General features: G+C 59.8%; 12 protein-coding genes and 1 pseudogene. 1 reads left to right on the top strand and 12 read right to left on the bottom strand.

Annotated elements, in window-relative coordinates; translation table 11 throughout:
• Positions 1–128: 128 nt before the first annotated feature.
• The 12 genes and pseudogenes from WN982_RS09165 to WN982_RS09110 form a co-directional block, all read right to left on the bottom strand.
• Positions 129–1415: an acyl-CoA dehydrogenase family protein gene (locus WN982_RS09165; RefSeq protein ID WP_341315379.1), complete on the bottom strand. Its 1287-nt coding sequence runs from the start codon at positions 1413–1415 to the stop codon at positions 129–131.
• Between the two features lie 68 nt (positions 1416–1483).
• Positions 1484–2248 carry an SDR family oxidoreductase gene (locus tag WN982_RS09160; protein ID WP_341315378.1) on the bottom strand — a complete coding sequence of 255 codons (765 nt, stop codon included), beginning with the start codon at positions 2246–2248 and terminating at the stop codon, positions 1484–1486.
• A gap of 43 nt (positions 2249–2291) precedes the next feature.
• Positions 2292–3308 (bottom strand): phosphotransferase, encoded by a 1017-nt coding sequence (locus WN982_RS09155; protein WP_341315752.1) that lies wholly within the window; start codon positions 3306–3308, stop codon positions 2292–2294.
• A gap of 25 nt (positions 3309–3333) precedes the next feature.
• A complete protein-coding gene (locus WN982_RS09150; RefSeq protein WP_341315377.1) occupies positions 3334–4020 on the bottom strand; it encodes a histidine phosphatase family protein in 687 nt (228 codons plus the stop codon).
• Positions 4021–4151: 131 nt separating this feature from the next.
• Positions 4152–5051 carry a LysR family transcriptional regulator gene (locus WN982_RS09145; RefSeq protein WP_341315751.1) on the bottom strand — a complete coding sequence of 300 codons (900 nt, stop codon included), beginning with the start codon at positions 5049–5051 and terminating at the stop codon, positions 4152–4154.
• A gap of 116 nt (positions 5052–5167) precedes the next feature.
• Positions 5168–5322 (bottom strand): annotated as a pseudogene (locus WN982_RS09140) (alpha-hydroxy-acid oxidizing protein); the annotation flags it as partial.
• Complete coding sequence (locus tag WN982_RS09135; protein ID WP_341315376.1) at positions 5319–6743, bottom strand: MdtP family multidrug efflux transporter outer membrane subunit; 1425 nt, start codon at positions 6741–6743, stop codon at positions 5319–5321. The pseudogene WN982_RS09140 and the gene WN982_RS09135, both read right to left, overlap by 4 nt.
• 169 nt (positions 6744–6912) lie before the next feature.
• Positions 6913–9021 carry an FUSC family protein gene (locus WN982_RS09130; protein ID WP_341315375.1) on the bottom strand — a complete coding sequence of 703 codons (2109 nt, stop codon included), beginning with the start codon at positions 9019–9021 and terminating at the stop codon, positions 6913–6915.
• Positions 9022–9030: 9 nt separating this feature from the next.
• On the bottom strand, positions 9031–10089 hold the full coding sequence (gene mdtN / locus WN982_RS09125; RefSeq protein WP_341315374.1) for a multidrug transporter subunit MdtN: 1059 nt from the start codon (positions 10087–10089) through the stop codon (positions 9031–9033).
• Positions 10090–10108: 19 nt separating this feature from the next.
• Entirely contained in the window at positions 10109–10327 is a 219-nt protein-coding gene (locus WN982_RS09120; protein ID WP_341315373.1) for a YtcA family lipoprotein, read from the bottom strand.
• A 379-nt stretch (positions 10328–10706) separates the two neighbouring features.
• Positions 10707–11072 (bottom strand): response regulator, encoded by a 366-nt coding sequence (locus WN982_RS09115; RefSeq protein WP_341315372.1) that lies wholly within the window; start codon positions 11070–11072, stop codon positions 10707–10709.
• Positions 11073–11117: 45 nt separating this feature from the next.
• Positions 11118–11756, bottom strand: coding sequence for a response regulator (locus WN982_RS09110; protein WP_341315371.1), 639 nt, complete (start codon positions 11754–11756; stop codon positions 11118–11120).
• Positions 11757–12370: 614 nt separating this feature from the next.
• Between WN982_RS09110 and WN982_RS09105 the strand changes: the two genes are divergently transcribed.
• Positions 12371–15733, top strand: coding sequence for a PAS domain-containing protein (locus tag WN982_RS09105; protein ID WP_341315370.1), 3363 nt, complete (start codon positions 12371–12373; stop codon positions 15731–15733).
• Positions 15734–15965 lie beyond the last annotated feature (232 nt).

Raw genomic sequence — 15965 nt, 5'->3', positions numbered from 1 at the left:
TAGTCGTCTCGCCGGGGCGCCGGAAACCCAAGGCGCCCCCGCAAGGTCAGTCTGTCGACCCGAGTTAGCGCTTTAATGCTTACTCGGGTCCCATGCAAAGCTGTCGACCCGAGTTAGCGCTTTAGCGCTTACTCGGGTCCCATGCAAAGCGTTGAAACTGGCGCTATGCATTGCGCCGACGTCATCAGGTAGGGATTATCCTTCCCCGGTTCATAGGGCTGCGCCTTGAGTTCCATCCGTGCAATGCTCTGCAAGTGAACCTCGTCCGGGCCATCTGCGAACCGCAACGCACGGCCCCACGTCCAGCTATCGGCCAATGGCGTGTCGGGGCTCAGCCCCATCGCGCCAAACACCTGCATTGCCCGCTCGCAAACGGCGGTATGAACACTTGGTACGAGCGCCTTGATCATCGAGATCTCCTTGCGCGCCTCCTTCGCACCCACGTTGTCGATCATCCACGCGGTTTTGAGAACAAACAGCCTCGCTTGATCGATTTCGATTCTGGACTTCGCGATCCATTCGGCGACGGACCCGTGCTCATGCAGCATCTTTCCGAATGTCGTGCGTGCCTGGGCCCGTTCCACCATCAACTCGAGCGCCAGTTCGGCGGCGCCAATCGACCGCATGCAGTGGTGAATCCGTCCCGGCCCAAGGCGCGCCTGCGCGAGCGCAAAGCCGCTGCCCTCTTCACCGAGGAGATTCGACCGGGGTACGCGCACCTCTTTGAACTCGATCTCGCAGTGTCCTTCCGGTGCCAGGTGATTGACCACCGTGATATTGCGGATCACCTTGACGCCGGGTGTATCGCGGGGCACGAGAATCATGCTCTGCTGACGGTGGCTCGGTGCGTCCGGATCCGTTTTGCCCATCACGATGAAGAGCGTGCAATTCGGGTGTGCTGCATTCGTGATGAACCACTTCCGGCCGTCGATGACATAGTCATCCCCGTCAAGTCGAATCGACGTCGTGATATTGGTCGCGTCCGAGGAGGCCACAGCCGGCTCCGTCATCGCAAACGCCGAGCGGATCTTGCCGTCGAGAAGGGGCTTGAGCCACTCTTTGCGCTGAGCGGGCGTGGCAAACATATGGAGCAGCTCCATATTGCCCGTGTCCGGCGCATTGCAGTTGAATACCTCCGATGCCCAAGATACACGCCCCATGATTTCAGCCAGGGGCGCGTATTCGAGATTGGTCAGACGGGTACCGGGCTCGTCGTCGCGCAGATGCGGAAGGAACAGATTCCAGAGACCCTCTTCACGCGCCTGCTCCTTCAAGGTCTCCATAAAGGAAACCGGATATTGACCCGCACTCACTTCCTCGTGCCATCGCCGGATGCGCGGAACGATGTGAGCGTCCATGAACGTACGCACCTGGGTGCGCAGCGCTTCGACTTTCGGGCTATATGCAAAGTCCATTTTTACTCTTCCAGAATCGTGATTAATGTCGTCGACGCGTCGGCCAACAGCGCGCTTCGACCACTTGACTAGATCGTCAGTCCACCGTCGACGACTACACACTCTCCATTGGTATAGCTCGCAGCGTCGGACACCAGATAAAGCACGGTACCCGCCATCTCACGAGGTTCCGCGTGGCGCCGCAGCGGGATGCGCGATATCCAGTTTTCGTAGGTAGCCTGATCTTCGAACAGTGCCCCCGCAAAGCGGGTTTTTGTCAATCCCGGGAGCAGCGCATTCACTCGAATCCCCAACGGCCCGCACTCCTTCGCGAATGCCCGCGTCATGTTGACCACAGCGGCTTTGGTGATCGAGTAGATTCCCTGCCTGTCGCCAGGCTGCAATGCATTGACCGAAGCCGTGTTGACGATCGCACCGCCGCCGTGCTCCCGCATCAACTTGCCCGCCTCCACTGACATGAAGAAATAACCGCGCAAGTTGACTTCCACTGTCTTTTCGAATGACGTCAGGTCGGTATCAAGAATGTGGCCGAAATAGGGATTCGTCGCCGCGTTGTTGACGAGGATGTCCAGACGGCCATGCCGTGCACGAATATGCTGGAAGATCGTAAGAATGTCCTCAACACGCCCGACATGGCACGGTTGCGCTTCAGCGCTCCCGCCCGCCGCCTTGATCTCGCGTGCGACAGATTCGCAATCTTCCAGCTTGCGGCTCGACACAATCACGTGGGCACCCTGCTCGGCGAGTAGTTTGGCGATTTCCTCGCCGATACCCCGGCTGGCACCCGTCACCAGAGCAATCTTTCCCTTCAGATCAAACAAATTAGTAATCACAATCAGTCTCCCTATGTCTACGTTCCGAATTTCCCGCCTGTCTTCAGATCAGCTCAATGCCCATCTTCGCAAGCGCACCGGCCATCTCCCCCACCTGTCGCGCCTTTTCATTCGACGCGTTACCGCTCAAGGCCCGCTTCTTCACGCCCTGTGCGATAGCGGCGAGCCGGAAGAAGCTGAACGCCAGGTAGAAGTTCCAGTTTTCAATCGACGAAATGCCCCGGAACTCGCAATACCGCTCGACAATCGACGCCTCGTCCGGCACCCCCAACGCCCCTCGATTCAAGCCCGCGAGTCCGGCGATATGGCTGCCTGGCGGGAGCCGCAAACACATGCAGAAGTACGCAATGTCAGCCAGAGGATTGCCGAGCGTGGATAGCTCCCAGTCGAGAACAGCGCGAACTTGCGGCGCACCGTGCATGAAAATGAGGTTGTCGATACGGAAATCTCCGTGCACGAGCGAAGGCTTTCCGGATTCCGCCGGACAGTGGGCAGGCAGCCACTCGATCAGCGACTCCATTGCCTCCAATATCTCGGTCTGCGCGGCGCGATATTGCTTGGTCCAGATGTCGATTTGACGCGCGAAATAGTTGCCCGGGCGGCCGTAGTCCGACAATCCGGCTTCGTCGATATCCACGTCGTGGAGAGCCGCCATCGTGCCAAGCAGTGCGTCGTAGATGGAGCCACGCTCCTCGACGGGTACTTCGGGCAGCGCCGGATTCCAGAAGATTCGCCCGTCCTCGTAGCTCATGACGTAAAACAGGCTACCGATGACGTCACGGTCCTCGCAAAGGTGATAGGCACGGGCAACAGGGACCGGTGTTCGGCCGAGCGCCGACAGCACGCGAAACTCACGATCAACGGCATGGGCGGCCTTGAGCAGTGTGCCGGGAGGTTGACGCCTCAGCACGTAGCGACCGCTTTGCGCCCTCAAAAGAAACGTCGGATTGGATTGTCCGCCGGGGAATTTCTCGACGGACAACGGCCCTTGAAACCCGGGCACGTGCGCCGTGAGATAACGTGTGAGATCTTCGATGTCGAATTGAACGCTGGCATGCATGATGTAGCAGGAATCCGGATTGAGGTCAGCCGTAGGTGACAAATTCATGTCTGTCGGCACGTTCGAGATGAGGTACTGAATTGAAGCTGACTAGCGACATCGCACCGTCGTTAAAGACATATTGGCAAACACTGCTGTTTCGAATCTGCATGTTGAGCGCAATCGCGGTCGCAGCAGGCGCCTGCAGAACCTGTTGGGCGGTTACCGCGAGCGGACCACCCGAACTCACCACCAGAACGCGCCTGCCGCCAGCTCGCTGGATGTCGATGCGCGCACGCTGGACACGCGTCTGGAATTGATGCCATGTCTCTGGAACACGGCCAGGCAAGCGGTCATCGGCCCAAAGCTGCAGCACTTGCCGGAGCCCTTTGTAAAAGTCCTTCTTTGAACTTGTGGCCGACGGACCTGCAGACAAACCCAGCGGCAAGCCCTCCTCGCCGAGGGCTGCGAACAATGCCTGGAAATCGTATTCGTTCAGACCCGCGTCTTGCGCGATCTCGACTTGCGGCCCACCCATCGCGGCGAGAATGGCATCGGCAGTTTGCTGATGCCGCTGCATCGTGCCGATGACAACGCGATCGAAGCGCAATTTCGCCTGCGCGAAGTGCTCGCCGAGCCAACGTGATTGGGTCCGGCCGGAAGGAGATAGCTCGTCATAGTTTTCGGCGCCGAAGGACGCCTGACCATGCCGTACAAGATAGAGTTCTGCCATGCCATCCTCGTTTCAACATGGCTAGCAGAATACCCAGCGCCGCATCATTCAGGAAATTGATTGTTGTGATAGCCGGCTATAAGTTTTCGTGACACCCGGTGCGTGTGCCCCGTATGTCCCGTAAGCCCCGGCTACTGGTTCATCTCCCGCATGAGACGGCCGATCTGCTCGCGCAGCCAACGATGAGCCGGGTCCTCGGTCACGCTTCGATGCCAGTAGCAATGAGACTCGAGATCCGGAAGATCGAACGGCAGCGCCAGGACTCGCGCGTCATACCGCTGAAGGAGCACGAGCGGGGCTGTGAGGACAAGATCGGTTCGCATCGCGATCAATGGGGCGACCAGATAGTGTTGAACCCGCGTCCGAATCGATCGCCTGAGGCCCAGCTTGTTCAGTTCCGCATCGACGAGACCAGATCCCTGGGGGCGGCTGGATACGTGGATATGACCGAACCCGAGGTAGTCATCGATCGTCAGCTTCTTCCTGGTAAACGGATGGTCGTGACGCAGCATGCATGCATACCGGTCGCCACCGAGTGGCTCCTGCTCGAGGTCTGGGTCGTCAATCAGCGGCGCGTCGATGGCAAGATTGACCACACCGCTGGCTAACGCTTCCGGAACCTCTTTACGCGTCGTGAAATAGCTTTCGATGCGGATGCCGGGCGCCAGTCGCTGCAGCACCTCCTCCAGTGCGGGCAGAAGGAGCGCCTCCGTGAGGTCGGTCATGCTCAGCCGAAACGTACGCTCAGACGAGGCGGGGTCGAAGCGTCCTCCGACGTGAGTGCTCGAGTCAAGCAGCTGCAGCGCCTCACGAACCTGGCCGATGATGTTTTCCGAAACGGGAGTCGGCATCATGCCGGCCGACGTACTGACAAAAAGCTGATCGTCGAATGCTTTGCGCATCCGCGCCAATGCATTGCTGACAGCAGGCTGAGTGATGAACAGCATCTCCGCTGCGCGCGTCAGGTTTCGTGTTCTGTAGACGGCTTCGAAGACAACGAAGAGATTCAGATCGACCTTTGACAGACGCATTTTCAAATTCCCCGACGCCACTTGAACTGCATTTTCTACTCCTCATGTTCACGCGTACGCGTCAGCGCCGCAAAGATTGCTAAAGCCGCGACGGATGATGAGCCGAGAGAATCGCCGGCCCGACCGATCGTCGTGCCGCGCGCGCCCAGTGCCACGGCCTTCAGTACATCCTGGCCCGTCGTGATACCGCCGTCGAGCCACACATCGATACGCTTTCCCACCGCATCCAGATAGCCGGCAACGTCTGTATCGTTGAACGCGCGCCGTTCAACGCGGCTTCAGTTCGACGGGCGGATCGGCGCGATAGCCGCCGCCGAGCGCCTTCGTCAATGCAATCTCCTGGCTGAGCATCTGGCCGTTGAGCGTGAGCAGCGCAACCTGTTCGGCGATCACCGGCTGGCGCGCTTCGAGCGCCGCGAGCCGGCTCGTCAGTCCGCGTTGATAATAGGCTTCGACGCTGTCCCTCGCGAACGCAACCGATTCGATCCGTTGCTTCTGCAACTCGGTCTGCGCATCGAGAGCCTGCAGACGGCTGCCCGTCTGCGCGACATCGCGTACCGCGTTGAGGACAGCCTGGTTGTACTGCTCGATCGACAGGTTGCTGCCCTCGCGTGCGCCGTTGAGGTTCGCGTTGAGCCTGCCACCGTCGAAAATCGGCAAGGTCAGGCCCGGAATCAGGTTGATCTGCTGGCTTGCATGCGTGAAGAGGTCCGCGAGATGCAATGCGTCGAGGCCGAAAAACGCCTTGATGTCGAAGCTCGGATAAAACGCCGCCTTCGCTGCGTCGATCCGGTCAAACGACGCCTCCACATACCATCGCATCGCCTGCAAGTCGGGCCGCCGGGCAAGCAGTTCGTACGAGAGCGTCGTCGGCAAGGCCGCCTGCGAGCGCGGCAGTGCCACGGGCTCGATCGCCGGCAAGCTGTTGGGGCCAGCACCGACCAGCGCCCGCATCGATTCGCGAAACTGTTTTATCTGCCCTTGCGCCGACACGATCTGCCGTTCGATGGCCAGCTGCTGCGCCCGTGCTTCTTCGAGCTGGGTGCGGGCTTCCAGCCCGCGCGCCGCTCGCGCTTCGTGTGCTTGCACCGCGAACACCGCGATCTCATGCGATTCGTTCAGCAGATCGATGAGCTGATAAGTCGTTTGAATGCCGTAGTAAAGCTGCGTGACATCCGTCGAGACTTCGAGTTCGACAGCGGACGTCTCGGCGAGCCGCGCATTGCTCACGCCGAGCGACGCGGCAATCTGCGCGCGCTGCTTGCCCCAGATGTCGACGTCCAGGCTTGCACCCAGCCCGACGATGCCCTCGGTGTACCACGGCCCCGTCAGCCCTGCAGCCGGTTCGTTCTTCGCGAACGGGCCGAGAAAGCCGTTCGCGGAAATATGCTCGCGATCCAGCGACGCCAACGCGACCACCTGAAGATTCGACCCCGCTCTGACAAGCTCCACATCAGACTTCGCCTGCGCGACGCGCGTTCGCGCAATCACCATCGTCGGCGCATCGGCTAGCGCCTGATCGATCAGCGCCTCGAGCTGCGCATCGCGATAGCGTGTCCACCAGCGCGCGGCGGGCCAGCCGTCGCGCGCGAGATGGATGTCGTTCGCGAGATTGATCTGCTCGGGCGCGATCTCGGCATAGGGCGTGCCGTTATGATGGATCAGCGCGCAACCCGGCAGCACGGAAGACATCCACGCAACGCATAAAAAGCATCGACGCCATCGCCAATCGCGTACACCCGATCGCGCATTCATGATGCCTCCCGCCGGGCCGCCCCAAGGGAGGCATTCGCCCCCTCGCGCCCCGAAGGAAGTCCCCTTGGGGGAGGGGTCAGCGAACGATAGTGAGCGTGGGGGTCGTTCATGTTCGTATGGCCTGTGATGAGGGCGCCGCGACGGGTGCCTCGACGCGCCAGTCCGGCAACCCCGCGACCTGCCGCGACAGTTCGTCCGCTGCGGCGATGAGCGGCCCGTCGGTCGGTTGGGTCGGCTCGACAGCTTGCGCAGCGATCCCGATGCGTCGCGGCGCGCGGGCATCGGGCGAGCTGGACGCAAGTTCATCCGCGTACCGGTTGAGGTCGGCGGACGCCTGTTCCTGCGTCGAGCGCACTGCATCGACCGTTTGTGAGCTCGACGATCCCGCTTGCGCCGCCAGCGTGTTGCGCAGTGCATCGCCAGCGAGCATGATCTCGCGCCCTTGCGCGAGGACGGTTTGCGCGCGCAGTGTCAGCTGCGCCTGCTCCACTTCCTGCCAGTCGGGCTCGAGCGCGACGCGCGACAGCGTCGCTTCGCACTCGGCCAGCACGGCCCACGCCTGCAACTGCCGCTGCGCAAAGGGCAACTCGTCCCGTTGGTCGACGCCCGCCTGTGGAGCACGCAACTGTGCGGCAATGGCGCGCAGCATCGTGGCGAGTTTCTGCCGCAGCACGTCGCCCTCGCTTTCGCGCCAGAACGACATCTGCACGAAGGTCGCCACGCCGACGCCCAGCAGAATGCCGACCATCCGGTCGCGGATTTCAGTCAGATTCGTGGTTGGGCTGAACTGGTCGAGCAACGCGAGCGAGAAGGTGAACATCAGCTGGAGGCCGGCATAGCCGATCCGCTCCGAACCCGCCGATATCCACGCCCCGAACGCGACGACCGGCAACGCCATCAGCAGCAAGCCGACGATGTCGTCGAGATGCGGAACGATGAACACGACCATGAACAGCGCCAGTGCGCTGCCGACGGCAGCCCCGGCCAGCCGCAGCAACGCACGCTGCGTCGATGCGCCGAGGCTCGGCAGCGCGACGATCAGGCAGGTCAGCATGATCGTGTGGACGCCCTGCCAGTCCACCGCGTTGTAGAACACGTAGCAGACCAGAACGGCAAGCAGCGTCTTGAGCGAAAAGCGCATGTACGCAGGATTGGTCCACGCGTCCGGTGCGACCATCGGCTCGCTCGCGGCCGGCTTGCCGGGTTCGGCACCGCTTGCGACCAGATCGGCGTAGGCGTGCAGCGCGCGCTGCAATTCGGCGGCCGCGGGCATCGTATCGGCGACGGCGTGGTCTTCAGGCGTCGCGGTGCCGACGTAGCGATAGGGCTCGCCCGACATCACCGATTCGTCGAGCACGCGGACGTTCGCGCGCAGCTCGCGCAACACCGCCAGTTGCGCTGCTGTCGCTCCCCGCCAGTCAGGCGGCAGTTCACGCGCACCGCGATAAAGGCGCGACACGGTCGCGATGCATGCAAGCTGCAACGCCTGATGCTCGCGATAGTGGGCGTCGCGCATCGTCGTGAAACGCAGCAGCTTCTGCAGCGTGAGCGCACCTTGCTGGACGGCCGCCGGCGTGATCGGCGCGGCATTCGCGCTACCATCGATCAGTTGCGTCAGCCGCGCTTCCAGCGCCGCGAGTTGCCGATGGATTTCCGCCTTGAGTTGCAACTGCGGTTCGGCGGGCAACAGCAGCGTGTTGACCACGAGCGTCAGCGCGATCGGATAGTTGACGGCGACCCATACCCACAACACCGCGCGGATCAGCAGGTCGGCCTGATCGGTCCGGTCCACGAAGCTCTGCACATAGATCACGACGATCGCGACGATAAAGAACACGACGCCGATCTTGAGAACGCGGAGCAGATACACGCTGCCGAAGAACAGCAGACTCGCGATCACGATGCGTAGCAACGGATAGTCGAACGTGAACTTCAGCAGCAGGATCGATAGACCGATTGCAAGCGTCGATCCGACGATAAACATCACGCCGACCAGCCGCGTGACCACGACGTTCGACTGCGTGACATAGAACACCACCAGCAGCGACAGCGCGAGCTCCGGCACTTCGAGCGCCATCGACGCGACGATCACGATGGCGCTCGTCAGCATGGCACGCAACATCACGTTGACGCGACCGGGGAAAGGCGCAAGCTCGCGCTTCAGGAAAGCGCCTGCATCGCGCAGCATGACGGGCAGATAGTCGGCGGCGGCCATGGGCGCTCCTCAATGACGCTCGCCGTCGTTGCCGCGCCCCGGCTCCAGCACGGCCACCGCTGACGTACCGACGCGAAACAGCTCCGGGTTCGGATTGTCGACCCGGATCTTCACCGGGAAGCGTTGCGATACATGGACCCAGTTAAGCGTACGTTGAATGCGCGGCAACCCGCCGGGCAATGCAAGACCGGCTTCATCGGGCGCGACGCCATAGCTGATCGAATCGACGCTGCCCCGAAAGCGCTGGCCCGTATCGCTCATCAGGTAGACCGCGGCGGGCGTCCCCGTCCTGACGCCCTTAAGTTCCGTCTCGCGAAAGTTCGCGACAACGTACCAGTGGCGCGTGTCGATCAAGGTGAAGACAGGCTTGAGTACCGACGCGAACTGGCCCGTCGACGTTTTCAACGACACGATGCGTCCATCGAACGGTGCTCGCACGGTCGCATATTCGAGGTTCAGTTCGGCAATCGCGATCTCCGCCATGACGACGGCACGTTGCGCAACCAGCGCATCGACGCCGCTCACAGCCGCTGCCGCCTGCTGCGCCTGCAGTTGCGCGGCGCTGAGTTCGGCCTGCGTGGCGCGTTGTGCGGTGCGCGCACGGTCGACGTCTTCCGCCGACACATAGCCATGTGACAAAAGTGGCTCCATGCGGTGCAGCGTATCGGACGCCTGGCTGGCTGCAGCTCGCGCGCGCTCGACGGCCGCGCGCACCGACTGCGCGTTGTACTGCTGCGCATTGACCGTGCGCTGGGTCAGTTCGATCTGGCGGTCGAGCGCGACGAGGGACGCGTTGCCCCGCGTCAGCGCATCCTGATACGGACGCGGATCGAGGCGGAACAGTAGATCGCCTTGCTTCACCGCCTGATTGTCGTGCACGGCCAGTTCGACGATGCGCCCGTTGACCTCGGGCACGACGTCGATCGTATCCGCATAGACGTAGGCGTCGTCGGTGCGCGGCGCACGGTCGAGCAGCCGGATGACGAAAAGCAGCAGCAACAGCGTCACCACGACCAGGATGATGGCCGGCCATTTTCTCTTCGATGTTTTGCTGGCAGTCGTCGCCATTGCACCCACCTGAGGAGCTTCAGTGTTGGAACAGTATTAACCAGGCAGCGAGTGCGAGGAAAGTGACAAGCGTGGGATACACCACGGCCGGAGGTCCCATCAGATGGTCGACCTGCAATCGCTTGACAATCAGATAGATGACGACCGTGAGCACAACTCCCGCGACGATACAGAACAGCCAGTCCGGAAAGTACGCGCCGAGCACGCCAATGGATGGCGAACTTGCGCAGCCTGACACGAGAACCGTGGTAATTGCGGCAATCCCGATTGCACGCTTTGAACATCTGCCTCTGGCGAGCGGAATATGTCGTTTCAAAGTCGTCCCTGAGGTTGGAATCGATATCACCGTAGACGTACCAATCCGTCACAATAACGCCGAAAGAGGCATTCCGCATTACATAAATATGCAGTGTCGCCGCAAGAAACAACGATGCAAAATCGGGCGCTGAGCTCGTCGCCGCACAGTGCATGCCTCGACAAATTCCCGGGCTTTCGGCCCGGTTCTGCACGCCCGCGGGAGTCACCTTGCCGCTAGCCGCTATCATCGATCATTCGAGCAATAGCGACATCAAGGCATACCACTAGCCCGATTCAATCCAGAATCTGATACCAACCGTTCAAGCGATACTATCCAGCAGGTCCAGCAACGCATCTCCGTCGACCGGCTTTCTGAAGAAACCTAGTGCGCCTTTCTGCAGATAGTAGTCCTCCGTATGCTCGCCCGGTTTGCCTGTGATAATGATGACCGGCGTGGCTGCGTCCGAATGAACCGTTCTATCGAGCACTTGAATGCCGTCAATGGGCCGCATTCCCAGGTCGGTAATCACGCATACCAGACCCGAGTAGCCGTCGGAGAAAAAATCCAGTGCAGATTCGTAGGCCCGTGTTCCGTACCCGCCAGAGGCCAGCAGGTTCGCCAGAGACGCCAGAACGCGCCGGTCATCGTCAATCACGGCAACGGTTCGAACCCGAGGCGTGGGCATTTTTTTCTCCGGGTCATCGAGTCCAACAAAGTATTAGCGTTGGCGTCAGGCGTCGAACGTGGTCGTCGACGATGTTTCGAGCTGCAGTTTGCTCGCCTGCCTGACCAGCGTGGCAAACGAATCCGCTTGCATTTTTCTCATGATGTGGCCGCGATGTACCTGCACTGTGTATTCGGTGATGCCAAGTAGTGCCGCCGCCTGCTTGTTGAGCAGGCCGCTTGCGAGTAACGGCAAAAGCTCCTGCTCACGAGGCGTCAGCGACTGGTAGAGCGCCTGGAGCGCCGCTGTATCTTCCGCCTCCTTGCGAAGAACGTGAGCCCTGGCGAGTGCCGCATCGACCGCGCGCATCAACGCATCTTCATCGAGGGGCTTTGTGAGGAAGTCGACAGCCCCGCCCTTCATGGCCATGACCGTGGACGGCACATCGCCCCTTCCGGTAATGAAAATGACGGGAATCTGTGAGTCCCTGCTGACAAGCTTCTGGACTTCCAGGCCATTCATGCCTGGCATTCTCAAATCCAAGATCAGGCATGCAACGACATTCTGACGCGGTGTGTCCAGAAACTCTCTGCCCGAGTCGAATGCGTGGACGTCTCTTCCGTTTGCGCGCAGCAGCGCAGAGAGTGCTTCTCGCACCCGTCTGTCGTCGTCGACCAAATACACCAGTTCGCTTACTGATTCCATGGACTCCCTCTGTTGCCAAGTGAAAGCCTCTGCTGACGTCGGCACAGGCGGTCCACGATAATCTCGCTGAATGTCCCTCTCACGCGGTCGTGCCGACGAAAAATTATAGCCGTCGGAATCGTCGCCCGGAAGCACGGGCAGTCGTGTTGAGCACTACATGATTATGTAATGGCACGACCAGATATGAGGTTGTAGGCTTATCGTTTCGCCTCATCGACTTGACCTGAAATCCCCTGATGCGGCCCACTCGGACAGGCGTCACTGCTGTCGGCCCGACCATGCTACGCTCGACGCGGACGGCAAACAGGCAGTCAGTCTGGCGGCAGTTGGACCCTTGCAGTTCGACTATGTTCTTCAAAACTGCGTCTTCGGAAAGGCTTTGATCGCCCAGATGCAAGCAGCCACAGGCAATGGTATGACATATTGCCATTGCCCTCGTATTCAATTCGTGCCACGACGGTGTGCGCGACCAGACTTCGCAAGTACTACACAAAATAACCGGCAACACGCCCCGCTCAATTTGCGGGCAAGGGGCCGTTGCGCTGAAAAACCCGCCCTCTGCGGGAAAATGTAGGGTATCACTATCCAATGCGCCGACGAATTCCGAGGTTGACATGCTTACCGTGTTGCTACCACGCCCATCTCGGGTTGTCGTCCTCAGCGTCGCCATAGCCGGTGCGTCAGGGGTGGCAGGGTTACTCGAACCGATGACGGGCTGCCTCAGCCTCGTTCTGGTTGTCCTGTTCACGCACTTTTTTGGCCGCAGCTTCGGGCGTCTGGCCGCGGGGTTCGCCTCGCTTGGGATCGCCGGAGTGGCGTTGGCTTCCAATCACCCTCCTCTTGCCTCCGGCTCCATCGCCCATTCCGCCGTCGCAATAGCGGCGGCATGGCTTTGTGCCGAGCTGGTCTCCCGGCGCCCCCGGCAGCCAGGCTCAACTGCCAGATTGAAGGACGAGCCGTTTGACGAGCAAGTCCGCCAACGAAACCAGACACTTCAAAGCATCGGCAGTCTTTTTCCCGGCCATGTGTGGACTGCGCTGCCCGATGGCTCCACCGAATACCTCAGTCCCAGCCTGTTCGAATACACAGGCATAAAGGAAGCACATAAGTGCGACTCTTTCCGAGCCGCAATCCACCCTGACGACCTGCAGGCAAACGACCGATATTGGGACGCGCTCCGGGGCGGAATCGACCCGGAAGAACTCGAGTTTCGACTCAGGCGGTCCGATGGCGAGTACCGGTGGTTCCTCTGCCGTGTCAAAGCCATAAGAAACGACAGTGGACGGCTACTACGATGGGTCGGTGTGAGCTGGGACATACATGACCGGAAGACTGCCGAATCTCTTCTTCGGACCGAAGAGGAAGCCTATCGGCGCATTGTGGATAGTGTGCCGGCATGCGTATGTGTTGGTGGACCCACCGGCGAGCTTCTCTACGTGAATAGAGTTGGTGTTGCCGCGCTGGGAAGACCAATGGAGGAAATAGTGGGCGACCGATGGATGGCTTACATCCACCCCGACGACGTGCAGGCCGCACGGCAGCACTGGAAAGCGTGCATTAACGCGCGTGAACCGGTCGATATTGCCGTGAGGATGCTGCAGCGTGACGGCGTATACCGCTGGCAGCGTCTTCTAGCCGAGCCATCAGACTGCTCAAAGGGAGGCGTCATCAACTGGTACCTCATCGGAATAGAGATTGAAGAGACCATCAAGGCTCAGCAGGCATTAGCGGCAAGTGAGAGAGAAGCGAGAGAGCTCCTCGACCGATTACCGGGCCGCTTCGCCACCCGGACAGAGCACGATTTCGACTTCGTCAGTCAGCAGATTCTTGAGGAAACAGGAACTACGCTTGAAGGTATACAGAATCTCGGCTTTCTGAGTTTCATTCATCCCGATGATCGCGACAGGGTAAAAGAAGGTAATCTTCGCTCCGCTCAGGAAAAGAGTGCGCACGATACCACCTACCGATGGGCAGATCACGACGGTAATTATCGATGGCGTCACTCGCGCTCCGTTCCTTATTTGAATGAAGACGGAAGCGTCTACAAGTGGTACTCCACGACCATCGACATTGATGATCTTTACAGGTCCAAAGAGTTCATCCGTGAACGGGAAGCGCAACTGAACTGGCTGACAGAGAATGTCCCTAGCCTGCTCTGGCGTACGGACTCCCATGGCCGCCTGGAATATGTGAACAAGCGCACTGAAGACTACACTGGACTACCGCTCGATGATTTGATAGCGAACGGCTGGCTTCACCTGGTACACCCAGATGACTCTGCGTCAACCACTGAAGCCTGGCGAGATTCCCTCAATAGCGGGAAACCTTACGACCGGGTCCATCGGCTCCGCGCGGCCGACAACACGTATCGATGGTTTCAATGCAAAGGCGCCTCCATGCGGGATGCCAACGGTGATGTTGTGAACTGGTATGGTCTTTCGACGGATATCCATGAGCGGCAGTTAGCCCAGGAGGCCGTTCGCACGGAAGAGCTTAATTTGCGAAGGCTCGTAGACGCATTGCCCGCGATGATCTGGAGGGCCACACCGCAAGGAGAAATCGACAGATGGAATCGGCAAATGCTAACGTTCATGGGAAAGAGCGGGGAAGAAATTGACAAAGAAATGTTACTTAACCTCATCCCGGAAGCTGACCGTCTTCGTGTCAGCTCGCGCCGGAAGCAAGCTGTCGATGAAGGTGCGTCGTACCAGGACACGTATCAGGTTACTGGCGCCGATGGGAAACTGCACTGGTACCTCGTTCGCGGCGAACCGTTTCGCGACGAAAGCGGGCAGGTTCTACACTGGTACGGCGTATGTACGGACATCAGCGATCTCAAACAAACGGAAGCAGCGCTCGAACAGCGGGAGCACCAGCTACACGCGCTTATCGACACCATCCCGGCCATGCTCTGGTGCAATGACCCACAAGGGCGGCTCACTTACATCAATCGGAAAACCTCTGAATTTCTTGGCCTGGATGTTTCGCAGCTCGCGGGCGTCCGCTATCAGAAGACCTTTCATCCTGACGACCTGGACAGCCTGGTTCAAGCGTGGACACACTCGATTGAGACTGGCGAACCGCACTGCCACGTTGCCCGGATTCGCCGAAATGACGGTGTTTATCGATGGTACCAGCACACCGCTGAAGCAATGAGGGACTCCGACGGCAACATTGTTCAATGGTATGGACTCAGTCTTGATATTGACGAACGGAAGCGCGCGGAGGACCGGCTCAGACAGACTCAGGCTGAACTCGCGCGGGCAACCCGGATTGCCACGGTCGCAGAACTCTCTGCGTCCATCGCACATGAACTCAATCAGCCTCTCACGTCCGTTATCGCCAATGCGCAGGCTTGCAAACGGTGGCTCGCAGCGTCTCCGCCAAATTTGAGCGAAGCCAGGGCTTCCGTGGGAAACGTCATTCAAGATGCCCGTTCCGCTGACGAGACGATGCAAAGCATCCGCGCGCTGTTCAAGCAGCAAACATTCCAGAAGCAGAAACGGAATGTGAAAGACATGGTCCTCGAAGCCGTACGACTGCTACGGGAAGACGAAACAAGGCGTATCACCGACATCGAGTTCGACTTGCCTGATAGCCTCCCTGCAGTGTTCGTCGACCAGATACAAATTCAGCAGGTCCTTCTTAACCTGATCTCGAACGGGATTGAGTCCACGGAAAACTCGGGACGCACACCTAAGATTCTCATTACCGCAAGGCCCCTTGACGACCGGTCCGTAATACTCGATGTCATTGATAACGGCTCGGGAATCGTTGGTGGCGACAGCATATTCGACGCATTCGTCACGACCAAGAGCAAGGGAATGGGCATCGGGCTTGCGGTGTCCCGCTCCATTATCGAAGCTCATGAGGGTCGTCTTACTGCAGCCAATAACGAGGGCTACGGAGCAACCTTCAGCGTCGTCCTGCCAGTCTTGCCTGTCCAGATTTTCCAACAGGAAGTGAGCGCCAAATAATGCGGCCGGGGCGACTTTTTCCGGTCGCCCGCCACCGGCTCCTTTCAGTTCGCTATCGGCAGGACTAGCCTGCAACGGCTGGTACTCAATCGGCAAGCCGCTTACCGGCACCGCAATTCCCCCTCCTTCTCCATTGCCTTCCCTCGCTCGCGCTTCCGCCATTGGTTTCGTCGACGAATTCGGAATTGACTCCAGTTTCATGTAATAGCGGTCAGACATCCTGTCAGCTACC

Origin of the sequence: Paraburkholderia sp. IMGN_8, assembly GCF_038050405.1 — a bacterium.
In the GTDB taxonomy this organism is placed as follows: domain Bacteria; phylum Pseudomonadota; class Gammaproteobacteria; order Burkholderiales; family Burkholderiaceae; genus Paraburkholderia.
The sequence above is the reverse complement of the archived record's forward strand: the minus strand, read 5'-3'. Positions and strand labels throughout refer to the sequence as shown.

Coding starts and splice junctions, on each gene's coding strand:
- WN982_RS09135 (WP_341315376.1), bottom strand. CDS start 6,743: ATGTCTTCCGTGCTGCCGGGTTGCGCGCTGATCCATCATAACGGCACG.
- WN982_RS09110 (WP_341315371.1), bottom strand. CDS start 11,756: ATGGAATCAGTAAGCGAACTGGTGTATTTGGTCGACGACGACAGACGG.
- WN982_RS09130 (WP_341315375.1), bottom strand. CDS start 9,021: ATGGCCGCCGCCGACTATCTGCCCGTCATGCTGCGCGATGCAGGCGCT.
- WN982_RS09105 (WP_341315370.1), top strand. CDS start 12,371: ATGCTTACCGTGTTGCTACCACGCCCATCTCGGGTTGTCGTCCTCAGC.
- WN982_RS09145 (WP_341315751.1), bottom strand. CDS start 5,051: ATGCGTCTGTCAAAGGTCGATCTGAATCTCTTCGTTGTCTTCGAAGCC.
- WN982_RS09115 (WP_341315372.1), bottom strand. CDS start 11,072: ATGCCCACGCCTCGGGTTCGAACCGTTGCCGTGATTGACGATGACCGG.
- WN982_RS09155 (WP_341315752.1), bottom strand. CDS start 3,308: ATGCATGCCAGCGTTCAATTCGACATCGAAGATCTCACACGTTATCTC.
- WN982_RS09165 (WP_341315379.1), bottom strand. CDS start 1,415: ATGGACTTTGCATATAGCCCGAAAGTCGAAGCGCTGCGCACCCAGGTG.
- WN982_RS09150 (WP_341315377.1), bottom strand. CDS start 4,020: ATGGCAGAACTCTATCTTGTACGGCATGGTCAGGCGTCCTTCGGCGCC.
- mdtN (WP_341315374.1), bottom strand. CDS start 10,089: ATGGCGACGACTGCCAGCAAAACATCGAAGAGAAAATGGCCGGCCATC.